This is a genomic window from Alicyclobacillus sp. ALC3 (assembly GCF_028751195.1).
GTDB lineage: Bacteria > Bacillota > Bacilli > Alicyclobacillales > Alicyclobacillaceae > Alicyclobacillus_L.
This window is the reverse complement of sequence record NZ_CP066784.1, coordinates 1,340,836-1,358,165: the sequence shown is the minus strand read 5'-3', so window position 1 is coordinate 1,358,165 and position 17,330 is coordinate 1,340,836. Positions and strand designations below refer to the sequence as shown.

Genomic DNA, 17,330 nt, shown 5'->3' with positions numbered 1-17,330 from the left:
CGAAGGTCTTGGCCGGCTGATCTCAGAATGGATGGACCGCCTGCACGGACCGTCTGTTCCAAAACAACCGTGGACAACGTGATGCGGTCAACCTACTTGCGTCCAAGAGACTGCAACTCCAAACCAACGGGACAGTGGTCGCTTCCAAGGACGTGGGCGTCAATGCTCGCCTCCACAATGAGGGGGCTCAACCTCGAGGAGACGAGGAAGTAGTCAATTCGCCACCCAACGTTTCGCTCTCGAACTTTTGGCATGTTGGACCACCAGGAGTACGCGTCGGTGCGGTCAGGATATAGGCAACGGAAAGAATCCGTAAATCCGGAGTCGAGCAGTTGTGTCAACTTCGCTCGTTCTTGTTCTGTAAAACCAGAGTTACCGCGATTCCCTTTCGCATTCTTGAGGTCAATTTCCTGGTGGGCAACATTCAAGTCTCCGCAGATTACGACAGGCTTACTTGTATCAAGTTGTTGCACGTAGGTTCGAAAGCGGTCTTCCCAATCGATACGGTAGTCCAGTCGTGACAAGTCCCGCTTGGCATTTGGCGTGTATACAGTCAGCAGGTAGAAGGCGTCGAATTCGAGTGTGATCACTCGTCCTTCAGGCTCTGTCTCATCTTCGAGGCCGTAACGCACGGACAGCGGCGTTTCTTTCGTAAACACCGCGGTGCCCGAGTAGCCCTTCTTCTCAGCGTAGTTCCAGTACTGCTCGTACTGCCCTTCGAGTTCTAGAGCAATTTGTCCCGCTTGAAGCTTCGTCTCCTGCACACAGAAAATATCGGCTTTGACCTCGTGGAAATAGTCAAGGAAGCCATTGCTGACGCACGACCGCAGACCGTTAACGTTCCAAGATACTAGTTTCAGAGCCAAGTCCCCTTAAATCTCATGTTGCTGCTAGTTTAGCACATGGTGAGCGTGGGCCTGCCCTGCCACTTATCTTTGCGTACAGTGTGGGGTACAAAGGCTCGTAAAGAATAACCAAGGTTGACGTGGTGAAACTATCCCACAGTATGGAACAGTTTGTTCCCTGTGGGAGGTGAAGCGGCAGTGGATTGGCGGCACTGGTTAAACGCCATCGTCGGCGCGTGGTTTATTGTGGCGCCGTGGGTGCTTGGGCTCACTCATCTGAACACGGCGACGTGGTTCAGTATGGTCATTGGAGCGGTTCAAGTCGTTGCGGCAGTCTGGGGATCGCTCTGGATGCCCGCAGCAAGCTGGCGGAGTGTTCCTGATTGGATCACGCTCGTGACGGGCTTTTGGTTCCTCGTTCACCCGTTCCTCGGGCACTTCGAAGACTGGCAGTACTTCGGGACAATTGTGCCAGCTCTGGCCACGATGGTATTAAGTCTGTGGACACTAATGATGCATTCCGGATCAATGGGAAATCGGGCGGGGCGGATCTGATTTAAGAGCGCAGTCGTAGGGGACTAGGTGGCAAAACGCTAAACTCCCGCCTCATCGACGAGACGGGAGTGCTTAGGTAGTTGAACAAAGAGCTCGTACAACGTCACTCGACGTCGTAGCCAGCTTCCTCAACAGCCTCTTTCAGCGCTGCTACATTGGTCTGGCTCGAGTCAAACGTGACGGTGGCTTTTGCGCCTGCGAGGTCGACGTTGGTCTCTTGCACTCCTGCAACACCTTTCAGTGCCTTTGTTACAGAATTTACGCAGCCGTCGCAGGTCATGCCCTTCACGGTAATCGTTTCGGTTGACACATCAAACACTCTCCTTCATGCAATAGTTTACAACCCTACGGCAGGGTCGGGAGTCCCCGCGATGGATGCGGTCCGACGCGCACCTCACCCGGCTACACCTCCCTTCCCAGTCTAATCCGACGCAACAGCAAACTGTTCGACACGACGCTGACGGAACTCATCGCCATGGCCGCACCTGCGATAATGGGGCTTAGAATGCCGAGGGCAGCTAGCGGAATACCAAGCACGTTGTAGAAGAAGGCCCAGAACAGGTTCTGCCGAATCTTGCGCATCGTCGCCTTCGACAGCCGGATGGCATCGACTGCGCCTTGCATGTTGCCGTGCATCAGGGCGATGTCAGCTGCGTCGAGGGCGACGTCGGCTCCCGTACCCATCGCGATGCCGATGTCAGCCGCAGCAAGTGCAGGCGCATCGTTGATCCCGTCACCGACCATGGCCACAACACGGCCTTTTTTGCGCAGTTCCTGGACTTTGTTCGCCTTGTCCTCCGGCATCACGGCGGCCATCACGTTCTTGATGCCGACCTGTTCCGCCACTGCGTTCGCTGTGCGTTCATTGTCACCGGTGATGAGCCACACTTCGATACCCATCTCTTGCAACTGCTGAATGGTCACAGTGGCGTCTGGCTTGATGGTATCCGCCATCGCGATGATGCCAAGCAGGGTCGCGTCTGCCGCGACGAGGACCGCGGTTTTGCCCTCGCTTTCGTACTTGGCCAGGGCTTCGTTCGGGAACTCTGGGACGCCGGCCTCAGACAGCCAGCGCTTACGGCCGACTCGAATGGTTTGGCCATTGACTACACCGACGATACCCCGTCCGGGGACAGCTTGTACACCGAGTGCGGTCGCAATGTCGATGGCGCGGTCTTTGGCGTGCGCGATGACAGCTGTTCCGAGTGGGTGTTCGCTCTGTGACTCGAGCGCTGCGGCCAGGGCGAGTACGTCTCTTTCTGAGACTCCAGGTGACATCCAGACATCTGTGACAGCCGGCTTGCCCACAGTCACAGTACCCGTTTTGTCGAGCACCATGGTGTTTACCTTGTGAGCGTTCTCGAGGTGCTCGCCACCTTTGATGAGAATCCCGGATTCCGCCCCCAGGCCGGTGCCGACCATGATGGCCGTGGGTGTCGCCAGTCCGAGCGAGCAGGGGCAGGCAATGACGAGTACCGCGACTGCCGCGATGAGCCCAGGCGCCCAGCCGACAAAGATGCCCCAGACCAACAGGGTGACGAGGGCGACGACGAGAACAATTGGGACGAAGATGCCGGAGATTTTATCCGCCAACCTCTGGACAGGCGCTTTTGAACCTTGCGCCTGGTCAACGAGGCGAATCACCTGGGCGAGCGCAGTCTCTGAACCTACCTTCGTGACAGACATCGTAAACACGCTTGCCTGGTTGACGGACGCGCCGACAACCTCGTCGCCAGGTGCCTTCGCGACTGGCATCGACTCGCCAGTCAAAAACGACTGATCGACGTCCGACGTCCCTTCCAGGACCTTGCCGTCACTCGGCACTTTTTCGCCGGGACGGACACGGACGACATCGCCGATACGAAGCTCCTCGACGGGAACATCGACTTCGACTCCTTCCCGCACCACGTGCGCGACCTTCGCGCCGAGTTTGGCGAGAGACTCGATGGCCGAACTGGACTTCGCTTTGGCTCGGCTTTCGAGTAGTTTGCCCATAAAGATGAGTGTCACAACGGTCGCGGACGAGTCAAAGTATGTCCCTGAGTGACCGAGTGTGGTCAGAACGGCGCTGTAGACGTAGGCGACGGATGTGCCAAGCGCGACCAGGACGTCCATGTTCGCGGCGCCGCCGCGAAGGGAGTGGTACGCTCCCTTGTAAAAACGCCAGCCGACGTAAAATTGGACAGGCGTAGCCAGGACCCAACTGACCCAGTTTGGCAGAAACATACTGCCGCCAAACAGCTGGACGAACATTTGAATGACGAGCGGCAGGGTCAGTACAACGGACCCCCAAAACGTCCACGCTTCCCGGCGGTACGCTTGCTCCTTACGCTGTTTTTCCGCTGCTGCAGCAGTAGCAGATGCCAGTGTGGCGCCGTACCCAGCCTTTTCGACAGCGCGAATCAGGTCCTGTTCGTCAATCACGCCGGGAAAGTACGTAATATGCGCCTTTTCCGACGCCAGGTTGACGTTGATGGAGTCCACAGCGCTCAGCCGTCCCACAACTTTCTCAATGCGGGCAGAGCAGGCGGCACACGTCATCCCTGTGATATTGAGGTCGACCTCGCGCTCAGGCACGGAGTACCCAGACTTCTCGATCTTTTCAACCACATCTCTCCAGGTTGATTCTCCGTTCAGCACGACTCTGGCTCGCTCCGAGGCCAAATTGACGTTGACCTCTTTGACACCCGGGAGTTTGGCGACGTTTTTCTCAATGCGGGCACTACACGCCGCGCAGGTCATACCTTCCACTGGCAGGGTGATTTCTACGGTGTTAGCCATGTTTGTTCACCTCGACTCGACCGTCTATCAGGCTTTTGTGAACTGGCGGATTACATCCATCAATTCATCGACTTTCTCCTTCGCGCCTGTGTTGTGGCTGAGAGCATCGGCCACACATCCGCGCGTGTGAGATTCCAGGATGGTGAGCCCAACTTGATGAATTGCGCTCTTGATGGCAGCAATCTGCACTAGGATGTCTACGCAGTAGCGGTCTTCGTCGATCATCTTGTGAATCCCGCGGACCTGGCCCTCGATGCGCTTGAGTCGGAGCTCTAGGTCATCTTTTTTGTCGGCGTAGCTGTGACCGTGCACATGTGTCGACATCCCGCACGCTCCATTCCTGATTGGTCTTTGACATAGTGTACCCCCGTATGGTATCTGTGTCAAAGACACGTGCCTAATCGAGGTGACGGGCCTGGTTTCGGAGATGACAGGCCCGTCCTTCGTGGTCAGATTGTCACTGAAGATGTTGGTCTACAGCTTCTTCGGCTGCCCGCCTCTGCCGTTCCCGCAACCAGTCATGGAGCTGAACTTCGTCCTCTGCACCCATTACATGGTGCCCGTACGGAGCTACGTAGGCACACTGCCAACCTTGGTCGCGCCCCCAGTCCAAAATTTGCTGTGGGCTCAAGTGGCCGCGTACGTTATGTCCTTGACCGTCGTGCGTGATGAGCCAGTAGTTCTCCGGGATTTTTTCTGGCTGACCGGTCAGTTCCCACTGACCTGGATACTCGTTCACGTACTTGAGGTCTTGAGCAGAAACCGTGAAGCCTAGCCCAGATACCGTAGTGTGGTCTTCGTGTCGATTCATCTAAACCCTCCTCGTAACCGTTGTATTATGGTTGGCTATTTGCGCCGTTAGACGAATCATGACTCCTCTCTCAACGATGGATGAAATTGCTGTATCTAGGGTTTCGCGCTATACTTTTTGTGTGTTTCGCCATGAGTAGAGAAGCTGATGCAAACCACAATATTACTTTCGACCGCAAGTACCACGTTGTCTTTTGCCCGATGTATCGTCAGTGCTTGTTGAACCCATTGAGGCAAGGTGATAGGGATACACTTCCCAAATTCTTCGCGATGAATTCAAATCTCTAGAGAGTCGTTTGCCCTCCCTGTGGACGAATTCCCTTTTGTCGCTACCGTGGGTACTGTTCAACTGGACGTAATCAGGAAGTATATCGAAGCGCAGAAATCGAGATGACCTCATGCGAAAAGCGTACAAGTACAGACTTTACCCCACGAAAGAACAAGAAGAGAAAATACAGTTCACTTTAGAGCGCTGTCGCCTGCTCTACAATCGCCTGCTGGACGAACGTGTCGCGCTGAAGAAGGTGATGCCAGATGGGCAAAGAACTGCCTGATGAGCTACAAAGGTGGTTTGCTGCACGCAACTGGACCGTGCTGCGTGCGGAGCGTCTTGTCGGGGGATTCGCAGCTTTGGCGATCTATCAAATTGTTGTGCTGTCGCCCGACCTCGAACAGGTGCCCTTGGTCTATAAGCAGATGGCACCTGACCGCTCAAGTGAATGGTCGCTGTACGAATCGTTGTCGAGCGCGCTCGCAGACTACATGCCGCGTCTATTCGCGCAGATTCAGGACCCGGCCGGACGTGGACTGTTGCTCGAAGATGTCGGAGAGCCACTGAAAACTACCCTCAGCCGCTCAATGCCAAGAACTCGCTCACCGCTTATCCTCCAAGCCGTTACCTGGCTGACTGAGTTGCACATTCGGTTCCGCGAGCGCAGTCAAACGTGGTTGCGTGACGGTGTGTTGGCAACCTACCCGGTAAAGTCGTCCATTGTTTGGGCTGAGGAAGCCTTGGAACGGGTGACTTGGGCAGCCGAGGTGGGCATCGGTGGCGTGACGGCCGATGACATTCGCGCTCTTGAACGCCAAGCCCAATTGTTCTATCCGCAACTGCAGGCGTGGATGCAGGGGCCATCTACAGTGACGCACGGCGACCCTCACTTGGAGAATTTGCTCGTTCGAGGGCAAACCCTGAAGTTGACCGACTGGGAGTTTGCATGTGTGGCGGTTCCACAACGTGACTTGACGATTTTCGTCCAAGATATTCTGGACGACGACCTTCGTAGAGCAGCGTACAGCCATTTTTGCAGTGTGCTGCGCAACGCTGGCTGGTCAGTCGACAACGACGCATTTCGCGTCAGTTGGCTAGCGTGTTTTTTCGACAACACCCTGATGATGCTTGGGTGGGAGGTCTTCAAGTATCGCCAAGGGCATCTCTCCCGTGCGGAACTTGAAGTCATTACTGCGACAAAACTGCGGTGGCTGCGTGACGCCTTCAGCGAACTGAGCAGGCGGGCGCTGTGATATGCCCCCTGCGAACGGAACGGATGGTTGTTTAGCCGTTTGACCCTAACGATAGCCTGACTTGTTCATCAAGATGAGAGCGAAGGGACCTGCCACAGATATGATCCATCCATCGTCATCGGACGACCACAAACCTGTGTCAGGGCGTATGCAAGGGTTGGTGGGAGTGGCGTACTGTAGCCCTGTAACCAGAGGATGTGTGCAGGGTGACGTTGCGCGATGTATTTGCGCAAGTTCGATACGGCCAGAGAATCATCATACGTATTACTCGCGTATCGCGAGAAGTCTGATTCAAACAGAAAGTCATTCGAGAATTCTTGCTCGAGTCTCCCGTTGGCCATCCATGACGTGTAGGGGAACCCATATACATTAGTGACAGGGAACGAGTAGCCAGAGTCTGCTAATGCCTGCATGACGTACCCGAATGACCAGTACCCATTTACCAGGACAGTTACGGGCTGATGGTCGATGACCGTCTGAAAGTCGGTCTGTCGAAATAAATTGGAAGAAGGTAGAACGTGCTGATGCCAAAACTTTGCCGTCGGTATCCAGGCACAGGCAGCAGCGATGAGCAGCAAATACGTCGCGACCCCTTTCGGCACTCTTCCCCGACTGGTCCGCATGATTCGCTCAAGTCCAACCACTAGCAGCGTGACAAACGAAACATCTGCATAAAACATGATTCGCCCTGCCGTAGCGTCCTGTAGCAAAGGCAGTCGCTCCACTACGACCCAGGGCATGCGAATTTTGGTGATATGGCCGAAGATGTGCAAGTGTGGGCCAAACGAAAGGACAGTGGCAGCAGAGCCCACGATGAACAGCACCCACACCCATTTTTGCCTGTGGCATGCGAACAGTATCCATACGATTCCAACGACAAGGGGAATTCCAAGGTAGCCGCCCATTTCCGACAGGTCACCTGTAAACCGATGCACAGCGCGAGCGGACAACCCCGTGTGTAGCCATTGTGCCGTTGTCGGAAGCAACAAATTGACGACGTCGGTCACCCAGATATTACGCGGCATAAAAGGAGTTGAGTGCCCGTGCAAACCTGCGAGAAACAGCCACGCTCCAGGCAGGGTGAGGGCCAACGTAACAGTCAAGGCCGTGACTGCGGCTTGAAAGTGAATCCGCGTCAAAGTTCGATGCATGAGGGTTTTTGCACTGAACAGTGTGTAAAACACAACGGCAATGACAGCCATCAGGGTGAAGGTCGCAAACATCTCGAGTGATGTGTAGAACTGCGCGACGCACAACGCCCCGATTAGGCCTCCAGTTGCTACAGGTCGCCGCTGACGCTGCAGAAAACGAGCTGTAACAGACAAGATAGCCAGAATGATGGCGCTCGACATGCTGAAGTTGATGTGACCATCCACTAACTGATTCACAGTAAACGGGGACATTTCGAGCAACAGTCCGCCGAGCACAGCAAGCCATTTGCGCGCGCCAACGGCACGCAGAAGGCTGTATCCGAACAATCCGGACAAGACCAAGGATGCGAGCACAACGACATTGAATGCGAAAACGGTGTTTGCAAGGTAGACCAAGGGTCCGAAGACAACGGCCTCGGTTACAATGGATGTATTTAACATTAGTTTGAAGTCGTATGGGTAGTTCACTGCTGTTGTCGTCAAGGGGTTTTGCCCGTTGACCAGCGCGTGCCAAAACCACCCCAAATACCACATGAATTGACCCGAATCTTGATTCGTTCCGACGAAAATCGTTTTCGGATGAAGTAATGCGGGTCCGAGAATGATGGCTGCGGGAATCAAGTATAGGCAGAACATACAAACGTAAAAGAGAACCGTCCAGGATCGAGATCTTATGCTGTAGGTCAATGCCTGCCCCCCACTTATCCTCGTAAAGTACAATCACTGCCCAAGTTATTTGATGCCAGGAGCTTGGATGGCGTAGTTTGTGGTGTTGGGCGCGTACCATTTAAAACCAATGCTCGGCGCATAGCCATCGGTGGTGTTCCTCTGCAGCAGGTTTGCCGGGACTGGTTTGCCATTCACCTCAATCGTCGTCTGTATTGGATTATTGGTGTAAAACGTGATGCCATGCAAGTCGTTCAAAGTAGGTACGTACCAACCAAACACCGGGTCTGCTACGCCTTCAATATCTACGACGCTGCGGTTGCCTGTGTGCAGGACTGTAAAGTGCAGGTATTGCTGCACGACGTTGTAGTTGAGTAGTCTGCTTGTGCGTGCAACCAGGATGTGTCCACCTAGCTGTTCCTTTTGTAGGTACTGAAAGGCGTGTATGACTGGCCACGAAAACGGCCAGTAGTTGTTGTTCGCAGACAAGTGGGTCGCGATAATCGCATACTGATGATTGGACGCAATTTGTTGCAAGTGCTGCGTCGACAATTCACTTGGGATGTCGTTCACTGTCCATTCCCAAATCGGACTGCCGTTTACCGTGTAACCACTGTTGGTATACCGCCAGAAGCCCCAAACCTTCTGCCCGCTAGGAAGCACGATGGGATAAATCATACTGGTGCGACCGAACACATCACTTGCCCGGTCGGCCCAGACAAACTTCACCCCGTACGGGATGAGCAGATTCGTGTGGTAGTACTTCGACCAAGGGTTAGCTCCTTGTTGGTAACTGTCAAACCCTGTTGGTTGGTACGCACCGAAATTGTCGACGTTCGATTGGTTGCCGTGGTCGGTCCAGACCGTGAGAAAATCTCCGTTTTGTCGCAAAGTTGCAATCGCGCGCGCTGCGAGCGCTCGCGTAAAGACCGTTTGAGATTGGTTTACACGGCTGAAGTCCCCATAAGTGTGGAGCGTGTCGATCCACCCGTCCTTGATGTATTGGTTCAAAACACTAGCAGCGTAGGGCTGCGAAGAAGTGCCCCGGAACCAAGTCAACTCGTCCTTGAGTGGGACGTTGTTGACATCGGTGTAGGTGGGGATGTTTGAACCGTTGTACATGAAAAACGAGTCTGCGATGTCGAGACCGAGGCCTCGCCCCATCGGTGTCATGCTCGTGGAATTGAGAAACTCATGTGCCAGGTTGAACTTGCGCAGAGTTTCGTGATCGGCATCCGATGATACAGCAAGCATGGCCTGAAAGGGAAACGGAAATTTCCGTACTCCGAGCACTACTGGTGCCACTGGACTCACCGACTGACCTGCAGGTGTACGCGGTACCACATGTTTCTCACGGACAGGCTGTGCGTGTTTTGGCGCGGGCAGCGACGTCGCGCGGTTGCTGGCTGAAAATGGGCTGCAGCCAGCTAGGAGCGAACAAAGTGCGACGGCGGATGCGAATGTAAATGGACGAAGTGAGGACATGTGAGTTCTCCTCTGCAGGTGTGCTGGTTGCACTCCGGCCGAAACTGTGACCAAATCAATAGACGGAGCGACCCAGTCGTAAGTTCCCGCGGGCACGAGTTCCCATGTGCCGGTACCCGATTGCCACATTTCAGTACCCTGATAAACTTTACTACACGCTGTCTATATCACCATCTACACATTGGGAGTTACGGGGATGCGTCCGAGTACGGGCTGTCGCCGGTTCCGCACCAAACTGGAACTGAATACGGTGGGACAAATCGTGTCCGCTGTTTGTTCAGACGGGTGAGGTGACAGCATGTGCGAATTTGGGTGCTAACCAATGAGTACGCGCCGTGGTTCATTGGGGGGTTAGGTGTTGTTGCGACGCAACTGTCTCGAGCCGTCCGCGACCTCGGCGAGGATGTAACTGTGATCGCTCGCGGGAAGGGTCCTGCAAGGCTGGCTCGCAACCAGGCCATTCGTGTGTTGCGCATCCCGCGGCGCAAGCCGTTTTTTCACGAAGCGCGGCGCCGTTTTAACACAGCGCCCATTCTGCTAGCCGCTCGGCGTCGGGCCGTGGCGTGGCCGGACCTGATTCACGTGCACAGTGTCGGCTTTGCGAATATTGCGTTGCACTTGCAGGAGTTGCGAAACATCCCGGTTGTCTACACCTGCCACTCACTGATTTCTGACGAGCCCTGGTCGCCGCACCAAGATATGATGAAACGACGCCAGGAGCGGTTGATTAGGAAAGCCGATCGCGTCGTGGTGCCAAGCGAGTGGCAGCGGCAAGGCATTATCGCCATTTGTCCACAGTGTGCAGACCGCATTCGCGTCATATCTAACGGGGTTGATATACCTGGCCAGGTAAAGTGGCAGAACACACTACTCGTTGAACGACGCGACCCCGGAACCCGGTTGCTGTTTGTCGGGAGGCTCATCCCGCAGAAGGGCATCGAAGAGTTGCTGCAGAGTATCGCCGTACTGCGCCAACGAGATTGGCCAGTAACTCTTGACGTTGTAGGTCGTGGAGGACTGCAGTACAAGGCAAGGCTCGCAGAACTAGCCGGGAAACTGCAAGTTTCTCAGCACGTGCGTTGGCTCGGTTTTCAACCGGCGCAAAGGATGGCTGACATTTATAGAGCGCATGACCTTGTGATTGTCCCAAGCCAGTTGGAGTCATTCGGGCTGGTGGCGCTTGAAGCGATGGCCTGCGGGATCCCGCTGGTCGCCACACAGTCCGGCGGTCTGTCGGATTTCATCGATTCGAATGTAGCGCACATTATTCCGAGTGTCGACCAATACGCTATTGCAGATGTTGTAGAGAACACGTTGCTGCACCCGGACGAAGTGGCCGAGCGCGCCAGAGCGGGGCGTAGTCGGTCCCACAGTTACACCTGGAACAGCGTCGCAGAGCGGTATTTGGCACTGTTTCAGGACCTGACAGCTAGTCGACAGGGGGTGCGGGCTCGTTGACAACTGATCAGGGAACTTGGCGTTTTGAACGGAAACTCTCCGCCAAATTGCAGGGGTCCGTCTGGATTGTCACCAACCCAGTGGAGGGGACCGGTTTTTTCAAGTTTGCGACGCCAGACCAATGGCACTACGCCGGTCCTTACATCGCAAACGAGTGGGCGGCGGCTACGCTTGCGAAACAACTCCGTTTTCCGGTTGCCAAGCTAGACCTGGCAGAAGTTATCGGTTCTGACGGTTTACCGCGGCAAGGAATCGTATCTGTTGCCACGCAAGCTGCGGAGATTACGACATGGAACCAAATCGGACAAATCGTTCGTGAACGGCCGGAAGAGCAGGTTGAAAACATAAAACGATTGCGGCAACTGGTTGTGTTCGACGCTTGGATCGCGAACGTCGACCGAGCGGTTGGGAAAAATATCGTGCTGTATCGCAGACCGGGCGCACAGCGGTACAACTGGTACCTGATTGACCACGCGCTCGCTCTGCTTGGTGCCCCGTACAAGTGGGATGAACACGACTGGTCGACGGCCTACTGGGACAAATTGTGGCGCTATTACCACGTGCCAAACGGACTTCTGCGGATTCAATCCTCGTGGCGCGTACTCGAGCCGATGGTAGAGCGGATTGAGCAGATGCCGGTCGAGACGATTGAAGAAGCGGTACGAAGCGTTCCGGCTGGCGCCTTGAGCGCTCCTCTGCAAGCCGAGATGATTGACCTGCTACTGCACCGCCGGGCGAGACTGCGGCGAATAATCCGCCGTTGGTTGGCGTACTCCGGTGTAAAAGAATTTGGGCACTGACATCAAACAAGCATATAGTAGCAGGTGAAGGGAGGTGCTTTTGATGCATGTCGGTGCGCGCGTAATTAAGACAGGCCTAGCCGTCATTTTTGCCATTTACCTCAGCCACTGGTTTAACCTCGCCTCGGGCGTTGGCTTCATTGTGGCTTCGTCCGTGCTGGCCATCCAGCCGTCGATTTACCGCTCCTGGAGACAGTTGTGGGACAACACGATTGCGAACGCCATCGGCGCCACCATCGCTATTGCCGGCGTGTCTTTGCTTGGCAACCACCCCGTGGTAATTGGGCTCCTGATCGTTCTGACCATTGCCGTCAATCTCCGGCTCAAACTTGAATCGAGTTTGGACCTGTCCGTGTTTGTAGTGATTGCACTCGTATTTTACTCTCAACAAGGGGACTACCTGACGTACGCCGTGCATCGGTTTATCTTCATCATGATGGGTATTGTATTTGCGACATTGCTGAACATTTTCTTGTTTCCACCGAAGGTGGAGTCACGGCTGTTCGAAGAGATTCGCTCCGTTCGAGACGAACTATCGCTGTTGCTGCGCCTTGGCGCTACAAAGGAGATTCATCAATCGAAGCTCTCTGAAGTGGACGTTGAGAAGAAATTGCGCAAACTGGATAGTATGTTTATCCTGCTTCAAGAGGAGCGGGCAATCGGGCGGAAGAAGTACTCTGAGCTACGCCGGCAGGCGACCTACCGAAAACTCCTGCAGATTTTTTGGCTGGAGTATAAACTGTTGCGGCTTGTCAATCAATTTCCGGAAAAAAGCGAGCAACTCGCTGTTCACATCGCCAACATCACGTCTCTGCACGAGAAGGCAATTAATCAGTTGCGTAACGTCGTACACTCGAACCTCGTGGAACAGTGTGAGGAACTGTTGCAAGAGAATGTCCCGTTACGACATCAAGATGACGAGAGACTCGCCTATGCCGGATGGGTCGCCCGCGATTTGCTCCTTCAGTTAGGCTGGTTTGTCCGCTACGCAGTGTAAGTTCGGTCATCCCCAACTTTGCCATCTCACCTCCGCGAATTTCGTCCAACCAGACTCCTTAGAAATTGACGACCGCCGAGCGATATGTAAAATAAGGAGTGGCGTTAGCACTCTTGACTTGTGAGTGCTAATTGCCACTGAAGTATGAAGGGGGATTGTGGCGTGGTAAAGATGCCGTTTAAAACCGAGTCGAAACGACTGCTCGAAATGATGATTCACTCCATTTATTCGAATCGTGAAATCTTCCTCAGGGAACTGATTTCGAACGCAAGTGACGCGATCGACAAGCTCTACTACAAGGCACTGAGTGACGAGAACCTCAGTTTCGACCAAGGCAATTACTACATCAAAGTGAAGGTGGACAAGCAGAGTCGGATTCTGGCCGTGCTCGACACCGGGATTGGTATGACGCGAGATGAACTCGAAAACAATCTTGGTGTCATTGCGGAAAGTGGCTCACTCGCCTTTAAAAACGCCAACGAGGCGAAAGCTGGGCACGACATCATCGGGCAGTTTGGCGTCGGCTTCTATTCGGCGTTCATGGTAGCTGATACTGTGACGGTGGTCAGCAGAGCCCTCGGCAGTGATACAGCCTACAAGTGGGCGTCGTCTGGCGTGGACGGGTACACCATTGAGCCGACCGACAAAGATTCAGTGGGTACTCTTATCACGCTGAAACTGAAAGAGAGCACAGAAGACGACAACTACGATGAATTCCTCGACGAATACAGACTGCGTTCCATCATCAAGAAGTACTCGGATTTCATCCGCTATCCAATTAAGCTGGACGTTACTACAAGGGTTCCTAAGGAAGGCAGTGAGGGCGAGTACGAGTCCGTTGTGGAAGAGCAGACGGTCAACAGCATGGTGCCAATTTGGCGTAAGAACAAGAATGAGTTGACGGATGAGGACTACCAGAATTTCTACGCTGAAAAGCACTACGGCTTTGACCAGCCATTACAGCACATCCACATCAGCGTCGATGGCGCCGTGCGATACAATGCAATCTTGTACATTCCGGAAAAGACCCCGTTCGACTACTACACGAAAGAGTACGAGAAGGGGTTAGAACTGTACTCAAACGGTGTGCTGATTATGAGCAAGAGCCCTGACTTGCTCCCCGACTACTACAGCTTTGTGAAGGGCATGGTGGACTCAGAAGACCTGTCTTTAAACATTTCGCGAGAGATGCTACAGCAGGACAGGCAGTTGCAACTGATTGCAAAGAACATTCGCAGCAAAATTACCAGCCAGTTAGAACGCATGCAAAAGGACGAACGGGACAAGTACGAATCCTTCTACAAGGCTTTTGGCACACAGCTCAAATATGGGGTCTACAGCGATTTTGGCAGCAATAAGGACGTGTTGCAGGACTTGCTCATGTTCTACTCTTCTACGGAGAAAAAACTTGTCACGCTGAACGAGTACGTAGCGCGGATGCCAGAGGAGCAGAAGTACATTTACTATGCGACGGGTGAGTCAGTAGAGAGGATCGACAAGTTGCCGCAAACGGAGATGGTTGCGGACAAAGGCTACGAAATCCTCTACTTCACGGAAGACGTGGATGAGTTCGCGATCAAGATGCTCATGACATACCAGGACAAAGAGTTTCGGTCTATTTCGAGCGGGGACTTGGGTCTCGCACCAGATGAAGCAGACGAGCAAACTGAGCAAGTCGCAAAAGACAATGAAGCGTTGTTGAAGGAAATGAAGGGCATTCTGGGCGGCAAGGTGAAAGATGTGCGCGTATCCAAGCGGCTCAAGAACTACCCAGTGTGTTTGACAGCCGACGGCGAAATCACCATCGAGATGGAGAAGGTGCTGAACTCTCTGCCGAACAGTCAAAACGTGCAGGCGGAAAAAGTGCTTGAAATCAATGTTAACCACAAGGTGTTCGAAGCTGTGAAGTCGGCTTTTGATCACGATTCAGAGAAGTTGAGTCTTTATACGCACCTGTTGTACAACCAAGCACTGCTGATTGAGGGTTTGCCGCTTCAAGACCCCGTGGACTTCACCAACGACATCTGCAAAATCATGGTCTAAATGCTTGTCCATACGTCCGGGCACCTAGAGACAATCTGGGTGCCCGGTTCTGCTACTAATCGGAACCGGCAGTTTGTGCAATGTCGACAAGTGGCGGCAGGCTCGTAGGCTTGGAGGGGGAAGTCAACTTGCGTGCGGGTTTGAGCTACCGCAATCACGCGAATCGCTTCTACTCAATGTTCCGAAAACAAGTCACGCTTGCGGAACGCGGCCGTCATAAAGCGCAAGGCGGCCTTTCGCTTGGTGAGCCATGCAATTTTCTCACCGTTGTGCGTGCCTGCGTGAATCTTTGCGACCAGAAACGCAGCGACGGTTTCTGGCTTGTCGCCGAGAATGTTAAAGACCTTGCGGGAGCGCTCTGGGTCATTAATCACGCTTTCTGCCTTCGTGATGAAGTCAGTGACCATCATACCCGGACTGAGCAAACCCACTTTGACGGGCGTGTCTGCCGTTTCTTTGGCGAGTGCGCTGGTGAAGTGTGTGAGGGCGCGTTTGGTTGTGCCGTACAGGTTGAGGCCAGCCTGCTGCATGTCGTTGCTGCCGAATCCCTCCATATTAAATACGCGTCCCGTCCTTTGGTGCAACATCCCCTGTACGGCGACTTGTGACCCGTAAATCGTGCCGAGTAAATTCGTCTCGACGACTGCGTGGACGGCGGCTGGGGGGATATTCCACAAGTTCAGGTCGGGCTGATTGATGCCAGCGTTGTTGATCCAGATATCAACCGATCCGAACCGGGCAGTTGCCGCGTGCCACAGCTGCTCGACCTGCGCTCGCTCGCGCACGTCACAGAGCACAGCATGCAGGCGGTCTCCGGAGGTTGCCAGCTTGGTTTGTGCAGCTGCGAGCGTGTCTGCGTTGCGGCCAGAAATCGTGACTTGATATCCTCGAGCTAAGAACTCTTGCGCCATGGCAAATCCGAGTCCGCGGCTGCTCCCTGTGACGACAACGCTTGGCATCTTCTCGTCTCCCATCTCAACCTGTTTCCTGCTCACGTGTCTGAGGGTAGCCCAGTGCCGGGAGCAGTTACGGCTCGGTATCGGGACAAGTGGTCACTGACTATTTAAGGCGCGTGATTTTTGCCTGCTTCTTCGGCGGGGTGGGAGTTGGATTCATACCCAGCGCTTCTTCTAGGTCATCTGTGACCTGTTTCAACTCCCTGTAACAGTCCTCCATGGACACGGAGGAGTCCCAAATGACATCGCGATGACCGTCCTCGTATACAATTACGTTCAAGACATACCGAACTTCACTCATGGGTGTCCTCCTTGGCTACGACAAATCGTTTTGTTCTATTTATCTTATCTTGAACTCGGCATCCGTTACAACACGGTCGTTTGAGATGGGCTCTAGTCTTGCAGATTTCCCCTCCTGCAACTCATTAATGGAACTGCCAGACGCTTTGACTGAGGCTGCCGTATTGATAGCTTTGGTGCAACAGTGTTGCAAAACGAGTGTCATCGGCTGCTCCCATCGCGTACAAGAGTGGGGCGAAGTGTTCTTTGCCGTAGGGGGGCACTGCAAGTCGCGCATTTGGGGCTAGGGTCTCGTACGCGAAGAGAGAGTCCAAATTCCAGTGTTGCAGGTGTGTCCCTAGCCAATCATCGAATTCAGCAGCCCACGCAACTGGCTGCTGACTCTGCCAATCGAGAGCACGCAAGTTGTGGACCGTGCCGCCGCTGCCGACAATTAACACGTCCTGCTTGCGCAAGTCTGACAGGCACTGCCCGATTTTGTACTGGCTTGCTGGGGGAAGGTTAGGGTTTACGGACATCGAGACGACGGGTACATCGGCGTCAGGGTAGAGCAAACGCAAAACGACCCATGCGCCATGGTCAAGGCCGCGGGAGCTGTCAACGTCAAATACGATGCCGTTAGCAGAGAACACTTGCTCGATTTCTCCTGCAAGTTTGCGATTGCCCGGTGCGGGGTACCTAATTTGGTAAAGGGCGTCAGGGAAACCGCCGAAGTCGTAAATCGTCTCGTATTCTTTAACCGCACTAATTTTTTGCACTCCTGCTTCCCAGTGTGCGGAGAAAATGACGATTGCCTGCGGGCGAGGCATGGATTTACCCAACTGACTCAAGAACCGAGTGTACTCATTGTCCTCAATTGCGAGCATCGGGGCACCATGCGCGATAAACAGAGAGGGAATCATATTCACTGTCTCCTTTATATGACGCAGACTTGGGCTTGATGATTGAACTGTCAAGTC

The 17,330-nt window shown here is 54.1% G+C and carries 17 protein-coding genes and 1 pseudogene; 8 read left to right on the top strand and 10 right to left on the bottom strand.

Annotated elements, in window-relative coordinates; translation table 11 throughout:
- Positions 1-92 precede the first annotated feature (92 nt).
- Entirely contained in the window at positions 93-860 is a 768-nt protein-coding gene (locus JC200_RS06520) for an exodeoxyribonuclease III (protein WP_274436482.1), read from the bottom strand.
- A 183-nt stretch (positions 861-1,043) separates the two neighbouring features.
- On the opposite strand from JC200_RS06520, the gene JC200_RS06515 reads away from it, so the two are divergent.
- Positions 1,044-1,400, top strand: coding sequence for an SPW repeat protein (locus JC200_RS06515; RefSeq protein ID WP_274435408.1), 357 nt, complete (start codon positions 1,044-1,046; stop codon positions 1,398-1,400).
- Between the two features lie 103 nt (positions 1,401-1,503).
- Here the strand turns inward: JC200_RS06515 and JC200_RS06510 are convergent, their stop codons facing one another.
- The 4 genes from JC200_RS06510 to JC200_RS06495 form a co-directional block, all read right to left on the bottom strand.
- Positions 1,504-1,710 (bottom strand): heavy-metal-associated domain-containing protein, encoded by a 207-nt coding sequence (locus tag JC200_RS06510; protein ID WP_274435407.1) that lies wholly within the window; start codon positions 1,708-1,710, stop codon positions 1,504-1,506.
- Between the two features lie 92 nt (positions 1,711-1,802).
- Positions 1,803-4,181 carry a heavy metal translocating P-type ATPase gene (locus tag JC200_RS06505; protein WP_274435406.1) on the bottom strand — a complete coding sequence of 793 codons (2,379 nt, stop codon included), beginning with the start codon at positions 4,179-4,181 and terminating at the stop codon, positions 1,803-1,805.
- A 27-nt stretch (positions 4,182-4,208) separates the two neighbouring features.
- Complete coding sequence (locus JC200_RS06500; RefSeq protein WP_274435404.1) at positions 4,209-4,505, bottom strand: metal-sensitive transcriptional regulator; 297 nt, start codon at positions 4,503-4,505, stop codon at positions 4,209-4,211.
- A 133-nt stretch (positions 4,506-4,638) separates the two neighbouring features.
- A complete protein-coding gene (locus tag JC200_RS06495; protein WP_274435402.1) occupies positions 4,639-4,992 on the bottom strand; it encodes a hypothetical protein in 354 nt (117 codons plus the stop codon).
- A 244-nt stretch (positions 4,993-5,236) separates the two neighbouring features.
- Between JC200_RS06495 and JC200_RS24370 the strand changes: the two are divergent.
- The 3 genes and pseudogenes from JC200_RS24370 to JC200_RS06480 all read left to right on the top strand — a co-directional run.
- Positions 5,237-5,385, top strand: a pseudogene (locus JC200_RS24370) (IS200/IS605 family transposase); the annotation flags it as partial.
- 4 nt (positions 5,386-5,389) lie between these two features.
- On the top strand, positions 5,390-5,545 hold the full coding sequence (locus tag JC200_RS06485; protein WP_274435401.1) for a helix-turn-helix domain-containing protein: 156 nt from the start codon (positions 5,390-5,392) through the stop codon (positions 5,543-5,545).
- Positions 5,526-6,515, top strand: a complete 990-nt coding sequence (locus JC200_RS06480; protein ID WP_274435400.1) for a phosphotransferase family protein — start codon at positions 5,526-5,528, stop codon at positions 6,513-6,515. Before JC200_RS06485 ends, JC200_RS06480 begins: the two co-directional genes overlap by 20 nt.
- Before the next feature lie 68 nt (positions 6,516-6,583).
- On the opposite strand, the gene JC200_RS06475 is transcribed toward JC200_RS06480, so the two are convergent.
- Together JC200_RS06475 and JC200_RS06470 are read right to left on the bottom strand one after the other, a co-directional pair.
- On the bottom strand, positions 6,584-8,200 hold the full coding sequence (locus JC200_RS06475) for a DUF6311 domain-containing protein (RefSeq protein ID WP_274435398.1): 1,617 nt from the start codon (positions 8,198-8,200) through the stop codon (positions 6,584-6,586).
- 198 nt (positions 8,201-8,398) lie between these two features.
- The gene (locus tag JC200_RS06470) at positions 8,399-9,817 is read right to left on the bottom strand and encodes a hypothetical protein (protein WP_274435397.1); all 1,419 of its coding nucleotides are present in this window, start codon (positions 9,815-9,817) and stop codon (positions 8,399-8,401) included.
- Between the two features lie 300 nt (positions 9,818-10,117).
- On the opposite strand from JC200_RS06470, the gene JC200_RS06465 reads away from it, so the two are divergent.
- From JC200_RS06465 to htpG, 4 genes are all read left to right on the top strand, one after another.
- Entirely contained in the window at positions 10,118-11,275 is a 1,158-nt protein-coding gene (locus JC200_RS06465; RefSeq protein ID WP_274435396.1) for a glycosyltransferase family 4 protein, read from the top strand.
- A complete protein-coding gene (locus tag JC200_RS06460; RefSeq protein WP_274435395.1) occupies positions 11,272-12,075 on the top strand; it encodes a HipA family kinase in 804 nt (267 codons plus the stop codon). Before JC200_RS06465 ends, JC200_RS06460 begins: the two co-directional genes overlap by 4 nt.
- A gap of 43 nt (positions 12,076-12,118) precedes the next feature.
- Entirely contained in the window at positions 12,119-13,072 is a 954-nt protein-coding gene (locus JC200_RS06455; protein WP_274435394.1) for an FUSC family protein, read from the top strand.
- A 162-nt stretch (positions 13,073-13,234) separates the two neighbouring features.
- Entirely contained in the window at positions 13,235-15,115 is a 1,881-nt protein-coding gene (htpG, locus tag JC200_RS06450) for a molecular chaperone HtpG (protein WP_274435393.1), read from the top strand.
- Between the two features lie 173 nt (positions 15,116-15,288).
- Here htpG and JC200_RS06445 read toward each other — a convergent pair whose 3' ends face one another.
- The 3 genes from JC200_RS06445 to JC200_RS06435 form a co-directional block, all read right to left on the bottom strand.
- Entirely contained in the window at positions 15,289-16,074 is a 786-nt protein-coding gene (locus JC200_RS06445; protein WP_274435392.1) for an SDR family NAD(P)-dependent oxidoreductase, read from the bottom strand.
- 100 nt (positions 16,075-16,174) lie between these two features.
- Positions 16,175-16,372 carry a hypothetical protein gene (locus tag JC200_RS06440; RefSeq protein ID WP_274435390.1) on the bottom strand — a complete coding sequence of 66 codons (198 nt, stop codon included), beginning with the start codon at positions 16,370-16,372 and terminating at the stop codon, positions 16,175-16,177.
- 124 nt (positions 16,373-16,496) lie between these two features.
- Positions 16,497-17,273: a dioxygenase family protein gene (locus JC200_RS06435; protein WP_274435389.1), complete on the bottom strand. Its 777-nt coding sequence runs from the start codon at positions 17,271-17,273 to the stop codon at positions 16,497-16,499.
- Positions 17,274-17,330: the final 57 nt, after the last annotated feature.

Excerpts from the sequence above, each read along its gene's own strand:
- JC200_RS06470 (WP_274435397.1), bottom strand. The coding sequence starts at position 9,817 with ATGTCCTCACTTCGTCCATTTACATTCGCATCCGCCGTCGCACTTTGT.
- JC200_RS06500 (WP_274435404.1), bottom strand. The coding sequence starts at position 4,505 with ATGTCGACACATGTGCACGGTCACAGCTACGCCGACAAAAAAGATGAC.
- JC200_RS06475 (WP_274435398.1), bottom strand. The coding sequence starts at position 8,200 with ATGTGGTATTTGGGGTGGTTTTGGCACGCGCTGGTCAACGGGCAAAAC.
- JC200_RS06485 (WP_274435401.1), top strand. The coding sequence starts at position 5,390 with ATGCGAAAAGCGTACAAGTACAGACTTTACCCCACGAAAGAACAAGAA.
- JC200_RS06435 (WP_274435389.1), bottom strand. The coding sequence starts at position 17,273 with ATGATTCCCTCTCTGTTTATCGCGCATGGTGCCCCGATGCTCGCAATT.
- JC200_RS06495 (WP_274435402.1), bottom strand. The coding sequence starts at position 4,992 with ATGAATCGACACGAAGACCACACTACGGTATCTGGGCTAGGCTTCACG.
- JC200_RS06455 (WP_274435394.1), top strand. The coding sequence starts at position 12,119 with ATGCATGTCGGTGCGCGCGTAATTAAGACAGGCCTAGCCGTCATTTTT.
- JC200_RS06440 (WP_274435390.1), bottom strand. The coding sequence starts at position 16,372 with ATGAGTGAAGTTCGGTATGTCTTGAACGTAATTGTATACGAGGACGGT.
- JC200_RS06445 (WP_274435392.1), bottom strand. The coding sequence starts at position 16,074 with ATGCCAAGCGTTGTCGTCACAGGGAGCAGCCGCGGACTCGGATTTGCC.
- JC200_RS06505 (WP_274435406.1), bottom strand. The coding sequence starts at position 4,181 with ATGGCTAACACCGTAGAAATCACCCTGCCAGTGGAAGGTATGACCTGC.
- JC200_RS06480 (WP_274435400.1), top strand. The coding sequence starts at position 5,526 with ATGGGCAAAGAACTGCCTGATGAGCTACAAAGGTGGTTTGCTGCACGC.